Origin of the sequence: Flavobacterium sp. WC2416, from assembly GCF_041200095.1 — a bacterium.
Taxonomy (GTDB): Bacteria; Bacteroidota; Bacteroidia; order Flavobacteriales; family Flavobacteriaceae; genus Flavobacterium.
The window spans coordinates 1,018,369-1,034,103 of the sequence record NZ_CP165626.1 but is presented as its reverse complement, the minus strand read 5'-3'; the positions used below and the strand labels follow the sequence as shown (position 1 = coordinate 1,034,103).

The window sequence follows — 15,735 nt, the reverse complement described above, 5'->3', positions numbered from 1 at the left end:
GAAAAATACTAAAAACCAATACGTTACCAAATGTAAATAGTTTCCCAGAAAATTTTGTTAATGCCTACATCCTTAAATAAAAAAACATTTTCTTTGTAACTTAAAATATAACTAAATTTTAATACATGAATAAGGCGACATTCAATTTCAATAAATGGAATACGATAATAGGATGGATTACATTTGGAATCGCACTAATAACATACACGCTTACAGTGGAGCCCACAATGAGTTTCTGGGATTGTGGAGAATATATAGCAACTGCCGCTAAACTCGAGGTAGGTCATCCACCTGGAGCACCCTTATTTCAGATGATTGGCGCTTTTTTCGCCATGTTTGCCTCAGACAATCAGCACATCGCATTGATGGTTAACATGACATCCGTATTCTCAAGTGCATTTACGATCTTATTCCTTTTTTGGTCATCATCCATGATTTTAAAAAAATTAGTTTTAAGAGTTACTGACAATACGAATGATAACAATCAAGACTCAACTCTTACTAAAAGCAATGCGATTGTAGTTTTAGGAAGTTCATTTGTTGGCGCTTTAGCTTACACTTATTCAGATAGTTTTTGGTTCAATGCCGTTGAAGCGGAAGTATACGCTATGGCTTCACTGCTTATTTCTTTACTTTTTTGGCTTGGGTTACGCTGGGAACAAGACATGGATTCTCCAAGAGGAAATAAATGGTTACTCATAATTTCGCTTGTAATTGGTCTTTCATTTGGTGTTCACTTCATGGCATTATTGACCATTCCTGCTATAGGTTTTTTATATTATTTCAAACATTACAAAACGGTTACAATCAAAAACTTCCTCCTAGCCAATGTTGTTGTAATCTCTATCCTATTGTTCATTTTCAAACTATTACTTCCGTTAACAATGGCTTTCTTTGGTAAAACAGAAATATTCATGGTTAACAGCCTAGGAATGCCTTTTAACTCTGGAAGTATATTTGTTACTCTAGCATTAATAGCTTTCTTTTATTTTGGATTAAATTACACTCGCAAAAAAGAAATGGTTCAATATAACACCTTATTATTGTGTGTTTTATTTATTTTTATTGGATTTTCAACATGGATGATGCTACCTATTAGAGCAAATGCCAATACCGTTATTAACGAAAATAAACCTTCTGATGCTGCCGAAGTACTGGCTTATTACAACAGAGAACAATATGGTGTAAATCCATTATTCTACGGACCGCAATACACAGAAACATTTGCCGGATTAGACAAAAACAACCCTTACCTTGACAAAGCTCCAAATTACGAGAGAGACTACAAAACAGGCAAGTACGTTATTGTAAATAACTTTAAAAATGCAGAGCAAAATAGCGATGATAATCAAAAAACTATTTTGCCAAGAATGTGGAGCGCTGATCATATTTCAAATTATATGAACTTCACCAATCCTCCTGAGTTCAAAATAAATCCAGCTTATCCTTATGAAAATGATTTAGCGCAATACGGAATTGACGCTAGTAAATTATCTGAAGAAGATTACAATAAAGCAATCGCTCAGTTGAAAAATGAAGTAGCAAAAACAGTTACGGAATTTAGACACGCCTACGCACAAAAGCAAATTGACAATGACGGATACGTTAAGTTTCTAAAAAGTTACGGCGATTATCTAATAATTGAAAAACCAACAACAATTGACAACTTAAGTTTTATGGTCGAATACCAATTTGGCTATATGTACTGGAGATATCTAATGTGGAATTTTGTTGGACGTCAAAGTGATGTACAAGGAAGATATGACAATCAAGATGGTAACTGGATAAGTGGAATCAATTTTATAGATAATTTACATGTTGGCTCTCAAGATAATTTACCTTCGGATGTTTTAAACAACAAAGGACGTAACGTATATTACTTTCTTCCATTCATTCTTGGACTTATAGGTTTAATGTATCATGCCAATAAAGATTTAAAAAGTTTTTATGTCTTGCTAGCCCTATTCCTTTTCACGGGTTTAGCATTGAAAATCTACTTAAACGAAAGACCCTTTGAACCTCGTGAGCGAGATTATGCCCTCGTAGGTTCCTTTTATGTCTTTGCCATATGGATTGGTTTTGGAGTATATGCTCTTTACGAAAGTTTGCAAAAATACTTAGCTCCAAAAATAGCTGGACCAGTTATTATTGCTGCTTCTTTATTGGCCGCTCCCGTACTTATGGCTTCTCAAAACTGGGATGATCATGATCGCTCTGGCAAATATACTGCAACTGCAATGGCAAAAGCGTACCTTAACTCTTGCGACCCTAACGCCATATTATTCACTATAGGAGACAACGACACCTTCCCACTTTGGTATGCCCAAGAAATAGAAAAAGTAAGAACCGACGTAAAAATTGTGAATACAAGCCTTTTCATGACTGATTGGTATATCGATCAAATGAAAACAAAAACTTACGAATCAAATCCATTGCCTATTTCATTTACACATGACCAATATGTAGGAGACAAACTGGATTATGTAGTTCATATTCCAAAAACAGAAAGCAGATGGGAAATAAAAGATTTTATAAATTTTATAAAAAACCCAAAATCAACAGTTGATATGCAAAATGGACAAAGAATTCATTTTTACCCAACTAATAAAATCAGAATTCCTGTAGACAAAAATAGCATCATAAAAAACAAAGTGGTTGCTACAAAATACAATGACTCTATTGTTCCCTACATTGATTTAGACATCAAAGGAAATGCATTGTATAAAAACAGATTAATGATGTTGGACATTGTAGCCAATAACAACTGGAAAAGACCTATTTTCTTCAGCCCAGGAGCTTTTGATGATGAAGATTATTTATGGATGAAAAACTACCTTCAATTGGACGGAATGGTTTATAAACTAGTCCCAATAAAAACCGCTATTCCTAAAGATGGAAGCCCACTAGATATGGGGCAAATTGATTCTGATAAGATGTATACCAATATTATGAAATGGGATTGGGGAAATAGTGATAGCGATAAAATCTATCATGACCCAGAAACCAGAAGAGAAAGCATAACCTATAGAACAAATCTTGCTCGACTAATGGACCAATTAATTGTGGAAGGAAAAATGGACAAAGCCAAAAAAGTAATTGATTTGGCAATGAAAAAAATGCCATTAGAAAAATTTGGCTATTATTCCCTTCTAGAGCCTTTTACAAGAGGATATTATCAAGTTGGAGAAAAAGCAAAAGCACAAGAACTTTTAGGGAAGCTAATTACAAAATACAGAGAAAACTTAAATTATTATTCAAAACTAGCTCCATCAGAACAAACAAGTATCGCTATTGACATCATTACAGATATTGAGCGCTACAGAGGACTGCTACAAGTAATGATTGAAAGTGGCGACAGTGCGTTTTACAACCAAAACAAAGTTGTATTCAATACCTACATTACGATGTTTGAACGTTTTGGACGTAAAAAAGAATAACTTTAAATCATTTTTAATCTAAAAAATGCAGCAAAATCTTCTGACTTTGCTGCATTTTTTTTAATTTTATAAAAAAACAAATGAGCTTTTATTGGATAAAAACACACTCAATAATAAAGAAATTATTTTCAAAATACATTTGGGATTTACCCAATACTGAAAATAAAATATATCTTACTTTTGATGACGGTCCCACACCAGAAATTACCAAATGGGTGCTAGCAGAATTGAAAAAACATTCCGTCAAAGCTACTTTTTTTTGTATCGGGAAGAACATCGAAACAAATCCAGCCATTTTTAATCAAATAATAAATGAAGGTCACGCAATAGGAAATCACACTTTCGACCACTTAAAAGGATGGAAAACAACTACAGAAACATATATACATAACGTTTCCCTTTGTGCAGATTCAATTTCTAACTTTAAAAAGGGAAAAATAACTTTATTTCGTCCTCCTTATGGCAAAATAAAATCCAATCAAGCTAAAATATTAAAAGCCCAGGGATATAAAATTATTATGTGGGATGTACTTAGTGCTGATTTCGACCAAGCAATAACTAAGGAAAAATGTTTAGAAAATGTGATCTCCAATATGAGATCAGGAAGTATAATAGTCTTTCACGATAGCATAAAGGCATTTGATAACCTCAAATATACATTGCCTAAAGTTTTAGATTATATAGCTGAAAATAAATTATCCTGCGAAGTTTTAGAATAATAGAAAGTAAAACTAAAGTTGTTCCTGAACAATACTAATGATAGTATTCGCATCCAATTCACCAGATTGTCTCCAGATCATTTGTCCCTCTTTATAAATCATTAAGGTAGGAAGCCCTTTAATTCTTAAAGCATCTGCTAATTCTTGATTTTTATCCACATCAATCTTGATGACTTTTGCTTTGTCACCAAGAGCTGCTGCAACATCTCTAATAACTGGATGCATCGAAACGGATGATTCATTCCAATCTGTGTAAAAATCGATTAACACAGGTACTTGTGCGCTTATAAGTTCTCCAAATTTTGACATAAAACCAAAAATTTAATTTTTAAATCTATTAAAAAAAATAGATATAATTTACAAATGTAGCATTTTTAACGAATTATGCCACATTCTTGCCTTTTTTTAGTTCAATGACTGTGATTTCGGGCATAATTCCCACTCTTCCAGGGTAAGCATGAAACCCAAACCCTCTATTCACATAGACATATCTACCTAAATTTTCGTATAAACCTGCCCATTGTGCATAAACATATTGTGCCAAACTCCATTTAAAATAACCTGGGATTTCTATTCCAAATTGCATTCCATGTGTATGTCCTGACAATGTAAGATGAAAATTTTTTACATGATTTTTAATTTCATAATCCCAATGACTCGGATCATGACTCATTAAAATCTTAAAATCATCTTGAGCAACATCCTGAGAAGCTTTGTTTATATCACCTGCTTTTTTAAAATTATGTCCCCAATTCTCAACCCCGATTAGAGCAATTTTATCATTTCCCTTTTCAATATAAGTATGCTCATTCAACATTAGTGTAAAACCAATTTTTCCGTACAACTCTTTTATAGCTTGAAAATTATCTGCTTTATCTTTCTCTGAAGGCCAAGTCACATATTCTCCATAATCATGATTCCCTAGCACCGAATATTTACCATATTCATGCTTTTTAATTCGGTTGAAGGTCTCTAACCACGGATGCATTTCTTTAGCATCAGTATTCACAATATCTCCTGTAAAAAGAATCATATCTGAATTTTGCTCATTAACTAAATCAATTGCATAATTAATTTTCTCAGGATTATCAAAGCTTCCGCTGTGAACATCTGATATTTGAGTAATAGTAAAACCATCAAAAGCATCTGGTAAGTCCGGAAAGAAAATACGTTGCTTTATTACTTTATAATTATACTTCCCTATTGTAATACCATAAATCAATGACATAAATGGAATTGCCGCCAATCCTAACCCTATCTGGCTAACAAATTTTCTTCTTGAACCCAAAAAAGTATCGTTATTGTTTTCTAAAAAATAGTTCACAGAACCAGCACCAATTCGAAAAACATCTTCACCAAGAAGCAAGAATGTAACTATTAATTTCGGAACATATACTATTAGGAGCAACCCCATAGTAAACATTGTCTGTTTTGTTTGCCCAACCGAACTATCAAACTTGGTAAAAGAATAGAGGATAAACAACAAGACTAAAACACTTATTACTTGATATGAAATTAAAATCCATTTTAACTTAACTAATGTTCTAAATGCTTGGAATGCATAAATCTCTATAATAAGAAGAATCAAACCTAGTAACAGTATACGAAAAACCATTATTATATATTTTTTGACAAAATAACAAATTAAGAAAAGACTATGTGCTTATATTAATCAATATTTAACAAAAAGAGACCATTTTTTTTTCAACCTGTCATGTATTTAGAAACAAAAAAGTCAGCAAAAAAACTTGCTGACTTAAAATTATATTAATTTTCATTTCCTTCACAGTTGCTTTTAATTAACCGACAAATTTAAAGAAACTGTTAGCATACTCCCACTTCCAGAATATCTTTCAGCAAAAACTTCAATAAAATCATTTGGACTCAATTCAAGTGTAGTTCCAATAGGAATTGCCAGAATATCGTTTGTTGTTGTTGAATTGACATACACTTTAGATTGATTAACAACAGTACCATTTTTTGCAATATATACAATATAGGTAGTTGTATTCGCTGAGGATTGAAATGAAAGCGAACCGTTTACTCTAAAGTAGCGTTTTTTACTGCCTAAATATTTCAACCTATTATTAGTTACATCAGTTGAAAATCGAAATAAATTATTGGATGTAGTCGTTCCTAATAATTTGGTTTTAGTACTTCCCGAAAAAGAAGTTGATGCTCCTGAACCAACTGGATAATCAAAATTAACATCTCCAGTTGAAGCCATATCACTTTCAACAGGAATTCCAGGACAGTTTACCGCCCATTTATTATCAAAATTAAATCCAGAATAACTACCAACCGTATATCCATTTATGTACTTACCAGAAGTAACTACTCCCGTAAAAACTACTTCTCTTAAAACAGCATCGTTTGTAATCATTGGATTAGAGACAACACTCAATCCAACACTACTACCTACAACTTCAGTAAACCCTCCTATTTTTGCCACTAGTCCAAAAGTCCCTTGTAATGTTTCATAAGTACCACTATTATTTCCAAACCAACCAGCATTGTTAATCAGTAATTTATTAATGTCCTTATAAACAATCCCAGTTGTATTTCCTGCAAATTGAATGATACTAACAAAAACCAAAGAAAAATTTTCAATTTTACCAACATTAGAGGAGCTTGCAATAATAGCATCTCTTACAATTAAATTTTGAGTTTGGGTTCCTGCCCCTATTGATCCTGTACCTGTAATATTAAAAACATTACCAGAAGAAGCAACTAATGTCAAAACCCTTATTGACCCTCCTGTTATTCCTGTAAATAAATCTCCTGAAGACTTCACTAATTTATCATCGCTAGAATCCAGCCCCACTACATAGGCATTATTTAACTCAATTGGTAAATCAACAACAACAGTCCCATTAATCTCATATAGAGTTTGAGAGTCTAATAGATACTTTGTACCTCCACCTGCAATTTTTTCAGCAGCTAAAACAATTGCTAAAACATCTGTAGATTTAATTCGCTTGAATTTTGACCTTCCATCACTAGCTGAAGCACCAATACTTACCCAAGAAATAGTAGAACTATCATAATAATTAAACGCTTTAAGCGTGGTATCATAAACCATTAAACCATTAGCTGGACTAGTTATCGCCATTTTTTGCATGGTAGTCATACGAGGAGTTAATAATCCTTGCGTTGTAGAAGACACATCAAGGACAGCACTTGCGTCAGGCGTAGTAGTCCCTATCCCTACTTGTGAAAAAACACTCAAATTTGATATCATGAAAAATAAAAAAAGATAAGCTGAAAAGTTTTTGAAAAATGTAATTTTATGCATGATATTCGAATTAAGAATTAAACAATCTACCTAAGTATTTAGTTGTACTTATTTTTAAATATACAAATAAAACCGATTAAAAGCTAATTAATCCGATAAAGAGTTGCTATTTTTAACTAAAACCCCTTAAATAAAATATTTTATAAGCTATGTATTACAATTTTTAAAAGCCAAATTAAATTTAAAACTCTTTTTTTTACAAAAAAAACAAGCTCCTAAATAAATAAAATTCTTTCAAATTAAATAATCGAAACGACAATTATAAATAATAAATTCTAGCACTTCAATATCTTTTAAGTTTTGTACTTTTGAAATCTTTATAAAATTTCAATCATGTCACAACAAAAACGTCTTTTCCTTCTCGATGCATACGCCTTAATATTTAGAGGTTATTATGCTTTTATAAAAAACCCTAGAATAAATTCTAAAGGAATGGATACATCAGCAATTATGGGGTTCATGAATTCCTTGATGGATGTAATAAAAAGAGAAAAACCAGATCATTTGGCCGTGGCCTTTGACAATGGTGGAAGTCAATTACGAAATGAGATTTATCCAGAATACAAAGCACATCGTGACGCCACTCCCGAAGCTATTAAAATAGCCGTGCCTTATATCCAAGATCTATTGCGCGCCATGCACATTCCAATAATTGAAGTAAAAGGCTTTGAAGCCGATGACTTAATTGGAACCATAGCAAAACAAGCTGAAAAAGAAAACTACAAAGTTTTCATGGTTACTCCAGATAAGGATTTTGCTCAATTGGTTTCTGAAAACATTTTCATGTACAAGCCCGCTCGAATGGGGAACGGAATAGAAATTTGGGGAATTCCTGAAGTTCTTGCAAAATTTGAAATAGAAAGACCAGATCAAGTAATCGACTTCCTAGGGATGATGGGTGACGCAGCTGACAATATTCCTGGACTACCAGGGGTAGGCGAAGTAACAGCCAAAAAATTCTTGAAAGAGTACGGAACAATGGAAAACCTTTTAGCAAACACTGATAAGCTAAAAGGAAAAATGAAAGAGAATATTGAAGCCAATAAAGAAAAAGGACTTTTATCTAAAACTTTAGCCACCATATTACTCGATTGCCCTGTCGTATTTAACGAAACTGATTACGAACTATCAACTCCTGATGTCGAAAAAACAGATGCATTATTCAATGAATTAGAATTTCGCCGAATGGCAGAACAATTTGACGCCATATTCAAAAAAGGAGACACAATAGCTACAAGCAATCCAGCTGACGAAGCCAAGTTATACAAAAAACCGCAACCAAAAAACGAAGACCAATTTGACCTTTTTGGAAGCACAATAGCTAATGAAACCTCAGAAGAAACACATCACCAATATTATAACACTTTAGAAAATACAGAACATTCCTATCAAATTATTCAAGGTGATTTAGGATGTAAATTACTATTACAAAATTTACTAAAACAGACTTCCGTATGTTTTGACACTGAAACTACTGGCTTAGATGCATTACATGCAGAACTAGTTGGTGTTTCATTTTCATATGAAAAAGGAAAAGGTTTTTATGTTCCTTTTTCAGAAAATCAAGAAGAAGCAAAAATTTTGATTGAGAAATTCATTCCTTTTTTCGAAAATGAATCTATAGAAAAAATTGGTCAAAATTTAAAATACGACCTAAAGATTCTATCCAACTATGGCGTTTCAGTGGAAGGAAAATTATTTGATACGATGATTGCTCACTATTTGATCAATCCTGATATGCGTCATAATATGGACATCTTGGCCGAAACCTATTTGAAGTACTCTCCAAAATCGATTGAGACATTAATTGGAAAAAAAGGAAAAAACCAAAAATCGATGCGTGATGTTGATTTAGAAGAAATCAAAGAGTACGCCGCTGAAGATGCGGATGTGACTTTTCAATTGAAAGAACAATTTGCTGTTGAATTAGAAAAAACCGAGACAAAAAAACTTTTTGAAGAGATTGAAATTCCTTTGGTAAAAGTACTAGCCGATATGGAAAAAGAAGGTATTCGTTTAGATACCGATTTCTTAAAATCATTATCACATGATCTAGATAATGATATTAAAAAACTAGAAGCTACTATTTACGAAATTGCCGGAGAACATTTTAATTTAGCTTCACCAAAACAACTTGGAGATATCTTATTTGACAAATTAAAAATAGGCGGAGCCAAGCAAAAAAAGACAAAAACAGGTCAATATGCTACAGGTGAAGAAGTATTGAGCTACTTGGCCAACGAAAATCAAATCGTAAAAGATATACTTGATTGGAGACAATTAATTAAACTAAAAAACACTTATGTCGATGCCTTGCCAAATCAAGTTGACCCAATTACATTGCGTGTTCATACTGATTATATGCAAACGGTAGCAGCCACAGGCCGATTGAGCTCTAATAATCCCAATTTACAAAACATTCCTATTCGTACAGAACGAGGAAGACAAATACGAAAAGCATTTGTAGCCAGAGATGAAAATTACACTTTAGTATCTGCGGATTATTCTCAAATTGAACTTCGTGTTATTGCTGCTTTGAGCGGCGAAGAGAATATGATCAAAGCGTTTCAAAATAATGAAGATATTCATAAATCTACTGCTTCTAAAGTTTTTGATGTCCCGTTAGAAGAAGTAACAAGAGAACAACGTAGCCATGCTAAGACGGTCAATTTTGGAATTATATATGGGGTTTCAGCATTTGGATTAAGCAATCAAACTTCACTTTCCCGTTCTGAAAGCGCTACTTTAATTGAAGCGTATTACAAAACATATCCAAGACTCAAATCATATATTCACGAGCAAATTGAATTTGCACGTGAAAACGGATACGTACAAACCGTTCTAGGAAGGCGTCGCTATTTAAAAGACATCAACTCGCAGAATGCAATAGTTCGTGGTGGCGCAGAACGTAATGCAGTAAACGCACCAATTCAAGGAAGCGCTGCCGACATTATCAAAATTGCCATGATTAATATCCATGAAAAATTAAAAACAGAAAACTGGAAAAGTAAAATGCTCCTTCAAGTTCATGATGAACTTGTGTTTGATGTACATAACTCGGAATTAGAAAAAATCCAACCGATGATCAAACACGAAATGGAGAACGCTTTCAAACTTGATGTTCCATTAATTGTAGATCTTGGAATGGGTAAAGATTGGCTGGAAGCACATTAATTTCAATTAAAAAAAGCACAAAAAAACCACTCTTATATAAATAGGAGTGGTTTTTTTTAATATTAAAAAAAACCACTCTTATATAAATAGGAGTGGTTTTTTTTAATATTAAAAATTCTAATTATCCGTTTCTTGTAGACTCTCTTTCTTTCAAAATTGTTTTAATAACCACCGTTTTAAAAGGTAAATTTTCTTCTTTAGCTTCTAAACGATCAATTAACAACAAAGCTGCTTTTTCTCCAATTTCAGGCGCATGTTGGCTTACAGTTGTAACACTTGGAGTTAGCCTTCTCGAAGCTAATATTCCATCTGCAAAACCAATAATTGATAATTCTTCAGGTATTTTAAAACCATGTTTTAGTCCATACTTTAATGCAGCAACCGTATCCGTTTCTTCCAAAGCAAAAATTGCATCTATAGGCTCATTTGAAGGAATATTTAAAACAGCGGCACTTAAATCATCTTCTGAGTTTGTTCTTAAAATAATAGTTTCATTTACTGCAACACCATTATTTTTCAACGCTTGTAAATAACCATCTGTACGCAATTTACCAACACTAAGTTTATCTACTGATGAAAACAATGCTATGTTTTTACAGCCTAAATCAATTAATCTTTGTGTAGAATTTAAAGCTGAATTAAAATCATCAACCACGACTTTATCACATTCAATTTCATCCGCTATTCTATCAAACATTACTATAGGAGTTCCGTCATTTATTATTGCTGAGAAATGAGAATAATCCTGAAGCTTCTGTGCTTCTTCAGATACTGATAAAATGAAGCCATCAATAGTTCCATTACTAAGCATTTCTAATGTATTTATTTCCTTTTCAATCGACTCATTAGAAATACAAGTAATCACATTATATCCTTTTTCATCCGCAACTTTTTCAATACCACTAAAAACTTTTGCGAAAAAAGAATTTAAAATATTGGGTATAATAACACCAATTGTTTTTGTTTTTCTGTTTTTTAGATTTAAACCAATAACATTGGGTTTATAATTTTTAAGTTTAGCGTATTCTTTTATCTTAATTTTTGTTTGATCACTAATCTCAGGACTATCATTAAGGGCTTTTGAAACTGTAGAAACAGAAACGTTAAGTTCTTTTGCAATTTGTTTAAGAGTTGCTTTAACTTTCATAATTATGTATTTGTTGACTAAATTAGTAATAATAGTATCTTGAATAGTCTCTAACTTTAAATATAATAGCAATTTACATGCTATAAAAAAAGACAGTATTATTCTATAAAAATAGCTGGTAAGAATGCAATATAAAAATTTTATTATTGATAACAAAAGTAATACAAAAATAGAATAGATGTATTAAGTAAAAATCCAAAAGATAAAAATACAACGACACCCTAAATATACAATTGATTATCAGTGTAAAAACAAGTGAAAATTATTCTTTTAAGGTATTTGTATTTAAAATAATTAATTGTACTTTTGCATCCCCTTTAATGGGGATGGAATGTTTAATTAAAAAATTATTATGGACGCATTAAGCTACAAGACACAATCAGCAAGCAAAGCCACTGTTACAAAAGAGTGGATCGTTGTAGATGCTGAAGGTCATAACTTAGGTCGTCTTGCTTCAAAAGTCGCTATGATTTTAAGAGGTAAGTACAAGCCAAGTTACACACCGCACGTTGACTGTGGAGATAACGTAATTGTTATCAACTCAGAAAAAATTAACCTTACAGGTAACAAAATGGACGAAAAGATTTACATGCGTCACACAGGTTACCCAGGAGGACAAAGAACTTTAACTGCTAAAGTATTGCAATCGAAAAACCCTGCATTATTAGTAGAAAAAGCAGTAAAAGGAATGTTACCAAAAAACAAAATTGGTGCTGAACTTTTCAGAAATTTAAATGTTGTTGTTGGTTCAGAGCACAAACAAGGTGCACAAAAACCGAGAACAGTTAACCTAAACGATCTTAAGTAATGGGAGTTATTCACAAAATCGGTAGAAGAAAAACCGCTGTTGCACGTGTTTATGTTTCGGAAGGAACAGGAGTAATCACTGTAAACAAAAAAGAATTCGCAACTTACTTCCCAACAGCTACTTTACAGTACAAAGTAATGCAACCTATGTCTATGACAGAAAATGCAACTAACTTTGACGTAAAAGTAAATGTTTATGGAGGTGGTTCAACTGGTCAAGCAGAAGCTGTAAGAATGGCATTAGCACGCGTTATGTGTGAAGTAAATGCTGAAAACAGATTAATCTTGAAACCAGAAGGTTTATTAACAAGAGATCCAAGAATGGTTGAGCGTAAGAAATTCGGTCAAAAGAAAGCTCGTAAGAAATTTCAATTCTCGAAACGTTAATATTGCCTGTCTTGAATACATTTATTCAAGACTTATTGAATTTATTATTGAATTTAAAACAATGTTGTTGTTGCCTACCGAGGTAGGAATTAGTTTAGCATCTAAATGTATTTAGCCGAGAAATCGCCATTCATACATTGCTAATCAACAGAACGTAAACTAGTACAAAAAATGTCAAACAAAGTAGAAGTAAAAGAATTACTAGAAGCAGGTGTTCACTTCGGACACATGACTAGAAAATGGGATCCAAACATGGCTCCGTACATTTATATGGAACGTAATGGTATACACATTATCAATCTATATAAAACTGCAGCAAAAATTGAAGAGGCTAATGAAGCTTTGAAAAAAATCGCTGCATCAGGTAGAAAAATATTATTTGTTGCTACCAAAAAACAAGCAAAAGACATCGTTGCTGAAAAAGCAAAAGCTGCAAACATGCCTTACATCACTGAAAGATGGCCTGGTGGAATGCTAACTAACTTCGTAACTATCCGTAAAGCTGTTAAAAAAATGGCTACTATTGATAAAATGAAGAAAGATGGTACTTTCATGACACTTTCAAAGAAAGAGCGTTTACAAGTTGATCGTCTTCGTGCTAAATTAGAGAAAAATTTAGGTTCAATTTCTGATATGTCAAGATTACCAGCTGCATTATTTGTAGTAGACATCAAAGCTGAACACATCGCAATAAAAGAAGCTCAAAAATTAAACATTCCAGTTTTTGCAATGGTTGATACTAACTCTGATCCTCGTGAAGTAGAGTTTGTAATTCCATCAAATGATGATGCTTCTAAATCAATCGATAAAATTTTATCTTTAGTTACAGCTGCAATCACTGAAGGACTTTCTGATAGAGGGTCTGACAAAGAAGCTGACGCAACTGAAAAAGCTGCTCCTGCTGCTGTAGCAACTGCTACAACTGAAGAAGTAGTAGCTCCAGCTGCTGAAACAGCTGCACCAGCAACTGAAGAATAAAAAACAAATTTTAAATTCCAAATTTTAAATTCCAAATTCCATAAAAAAATTAGAAACAATAAGTTGATAATTTAATAAAATTGGAATTTGGGATTTAAGAATTGGAATTTTTACTTTTAACCTTAAAAAATAATACAACATGGCAACAATTACAGCTGCAGACGTAAATAAATTAAGAACAATAACCGGTGCAGGAATGATGGACTGCAAAAAAGCATTAGTTGAAGCAGAAGGAGATTTTGATTTAGCGATCGAAAACCTTCGTAAAAAAGGACAAAAAGTAGCGGCTAACCGTTCAGATAGAGAATCTACTGAAGGCGCTGCAATTGCTGTTGTAAATGCTGACAAAACTGCTGGTGTAGTGATCACTTTAAACTGTGAGACTGACTTCGTAGGTATGAATGAAAGTTTTGTGAAAATGGCTACTGAAATGGCTACTTTAGCATTAAATTTTGATTCAAAAGAAGCATTTTTAGCTTCAGATTTCAACGGAATTACTATTGCTGATAAATTAATTGAGCAAACTGGAGTTATTGGTGAAAAATTAGAAATCAGAACTTTCGAAAAATTAGAAGGTGCTTTTATCGGATCTTACATCCACTCTGGAAACAAAATCGCAACTTTAGTAGCTCTTTCTGCAAAATTAGAAGGTGGTGAAGAGGTAGCTAGAAATATTGCTATGCAAGCTGCTGCAATGGCTCCTATCGCGTTAAACGAAGAAGGTGTTGATGCTGCAACTATCGAAAAAGAAATTGAAATTGCTAAAGATTTACTTCGTCAAGAAGGAAAACCAGAAGCAATGTTAGACAATATCGCTAAAGGTAAATTGGCTCGTTTCTTTAAAGACAATACTTTAGTAAACCAAGATTACATCAAAGACAATAAATTAAGTGTTGCTAACTACGTAAAATCTTTAGATAAAGATCTTATCGTTACAGGATTTAAAAGAGCGGCTTTAGGTTAATCCTAATTTACTTCCAAAATAGAAAAAGAGCGATTTGTTTATTCAAATCGCTCTTTTTTATTTAATGCTACTTAAACTATTATTTCAAAAAAAATCAGACATATTCTAAATCAATGATTAAAACTTAAAACTCAAAATAAAATATTAAATTTGAGTTTTAAATTAGTTTTATGCTCAAAACAAAAAAAGAATTTGTCTTTATCATCCTTGCAGGAATCTTCATCACTAATGCTGTTGTAGCAGAATTAATAGGCGGTAAATTAATCCAAATTGGCCCTTTTGTAATGAGTATAGGAATCTTGCCTTGGCCAGTTGTATTCCTAACAACTGATTTAATTAATGAATATTTTGGAGAAACAGGCGTAAAAAAACTGTCCTTAATAACGGCTTGCTTAATAGCATATGCTTTTGTCATATTGTTTTTTGCCATAAATGTTCCAGCAGCTGTAGGCATCAGTCCTGTAAATGACAATCAATTTTATGCCGTTTTTGGGCAAAGTATGTGGATTATTGTAGGAAGCATAATTGCATTTATGGTTTCTCAACTAATAGATGTTAGCATCTTTTGGTTTTTCAAGAAGCGCACTGGAGAACAAAAAATATGGCTTCGTACTACTGGTTCCACTGTAATCTCACAATTATTTGACTCCTTCATTGTTTTAGGAATTGCATTTTGGTTGCCTGGAAAAATAAATTTCGATACTTTTATCTCATCTGCATTAACGGGTTATGTTTTTAAATTAACCATTGCTATATTACTCACTCCGTTAATATATTTAGGGCATCATATTATTAAAAAATACTTATCTGAAGAAACTGAAGAATAA

The 15,735-nt window shown here is 32.6% G+C and carries 12 protein-coding genes; 8 read left to right on the top strand and 4 right to left on the bottom strand.

Annotated features, from left to right (window positions below; all coding sequences use genetic code 11):
• Window positions 1–125 precede the first annotated feature (125 nt).
• On the top strand, window positions 126–3,437 hold the full coding sequence (locus AB3G39_RS04275) for a protein O-mannosyl-transferase family (RefSeq protein ID WP_369766098.1): 3,312 nt from the start codon (window positions 126–128) through the stop codon (window positions 3,435–3,437).
• Between the two features lie 80 nt (window positions 3,438–3,517).
• Window positions 3,518–4,156, top strand: a complete 639-nt coding sequence (locus AB3G39_RS04270) for a polysaccharide deacetylase family protein (RefSeq protein ID WP_369752614.1) — start codon at window positions 3,518–3,520, stop codon at window positions 4,154–4,156.
• A gap of 12 nt (window positions 4,157–4,168) precedes the next feature.
• Here AB3G39_RS04270 and AB3G39_RS04265 read toward each other — a convergent pair whose 3' ends face one another.
• From AB3G39_RS04265 to AB3G39_RS04255, 3 genes are all read right to left on the bottom strand, one after another.
• On the bottom strand, window positions 4,169–4,465 hold the full coding sequence (locus AB3G39_RS04265; protein ID WP_367755436.1) for a thioredoxin family protein: 297 nt from the start codon (window positions 4,463–4,465) through the stop codon (window positions 4,169–4,171).
• 73 nt (window positions 4,466–4,538) lie between these two features.
• Window positions 4,539–5,771 (bottom strand): metallophosphoesterase, encoded by a 1,233-nt coding sequence (locus tag AB3G39_RS04260; protein WP_367772214.1) that lies wholly within the window; start codon window positions 5,769–5,771, stop codon window positions 4,539–4,541.
• Window positions 5,772–5,951: 180 nt separating this feature from the next.
• Entirely contained in the window at window positions 5,952–7,397 is a 1,446-nt protein-coding gene (locus AB3G39_RS04255; protein WP_367772215.1) for a hypothetical protein, read from the bottom strand.
• Between the two features lie 387 nt (window positions 7,398–7,784).
• On the opposite strand from AB3G39_RS04255, the gene polA reads away from it, so the two are divergent.
• Window positions 7,785–10,625 (top strand): DNA polymerase I, encoded by a 2,841-nt coding sequence (polA, locus tag AB3G39_RS04250; RefSeq protein WP_367772216.1) that lies wholly within the window; start codon window positions 7,785–7,787, stop codon window positions 10,623–10,625.
• A 121-nt stretch (window positions 10,626–10,746) separates the two neighbouring features.
• Here polA and AB3G39_RS04245 read toward each other — a convergent pair whose 3' ends face one another.
• Entirely contained in the window at window positions 10,747–11,772 is a 1,026-nt protein-coding gene (locus tag AB3G39_RS04245) for a LacI family DNA-binding transcriptional regulator (protein WP_367772218.1), read from the bottom strand.
• 352 nt (window positions 11,773–12,124) lie between these two features.
• On the opposite strand from AB3G39_RS04245, the gene rplM reads away from it, so the two are divergent.
• From rplM to AB3G39_RS04220, 5 genes are all read left to right on the top strand, one after another.
• On the top strand, window positions 12,125–12,580 hold the full coding sequence (gene rplM / locus AB3G39_RS04240) for a 50S ribosomal protein L13 (protein WP_367755447.1): 456 nt from the start codon (window positions 12,125–12,127) through the stop codon (window positions 12,578–12,580).
• The gene (gene rpsI / locus AB3G39_RS04235) at window positions 12,580–12,966 is read left to right on the top strand and encodes a 30S ribosomal protein S9 (RefSeq protein ID WP_091083100.1); all 387 of its coding nucleotides are present in this window, start codon (window positions 12,580–12,582) and stop codon (window positions 12,964–12,966) included. Before rplM ends, rpsI begins: the two co-directional genes overlap by 1 nt.
• A gap of 171 nt (window positions 12,967–13,137) precedes the next feature.
• The gene (gene rpsB / locus AB3G39_RS04230) at window positions 13,138–13,944 is read left to right on the top strand and encodes a 30S ribosomal protein S2 (RefSeq protein ID WP_367772220.1); all 807 of its coding nucleotides are present in this window, start codon (window positions 13,138–13,140) and stop codon (window positions 13,942–13,944) included.
• A 139-nt stretch (window positions 13,945–14,083) separates the two neighbouring features.
• Entirely contained in the window at window positions 14,084–14,908 is an 825-nt protein-coding gene (gene tsf / locus AB3G39_RS04225) for a translation elongation factor Ts (protein WP_367755452.1), read from the top strand.
• Window positions 14,909–15,078: 170 nt separating this feature from the next.
• On the top strand, window positions 15,079–15,735 hold the full coding sequence (locus AB3G39_RS04220; protein WP_367772222.1) for a queuosine precursor transporter: 657 nt from the start codon (window positions 15,079–15,081) through the stop codon (window positions 15,733–15,735).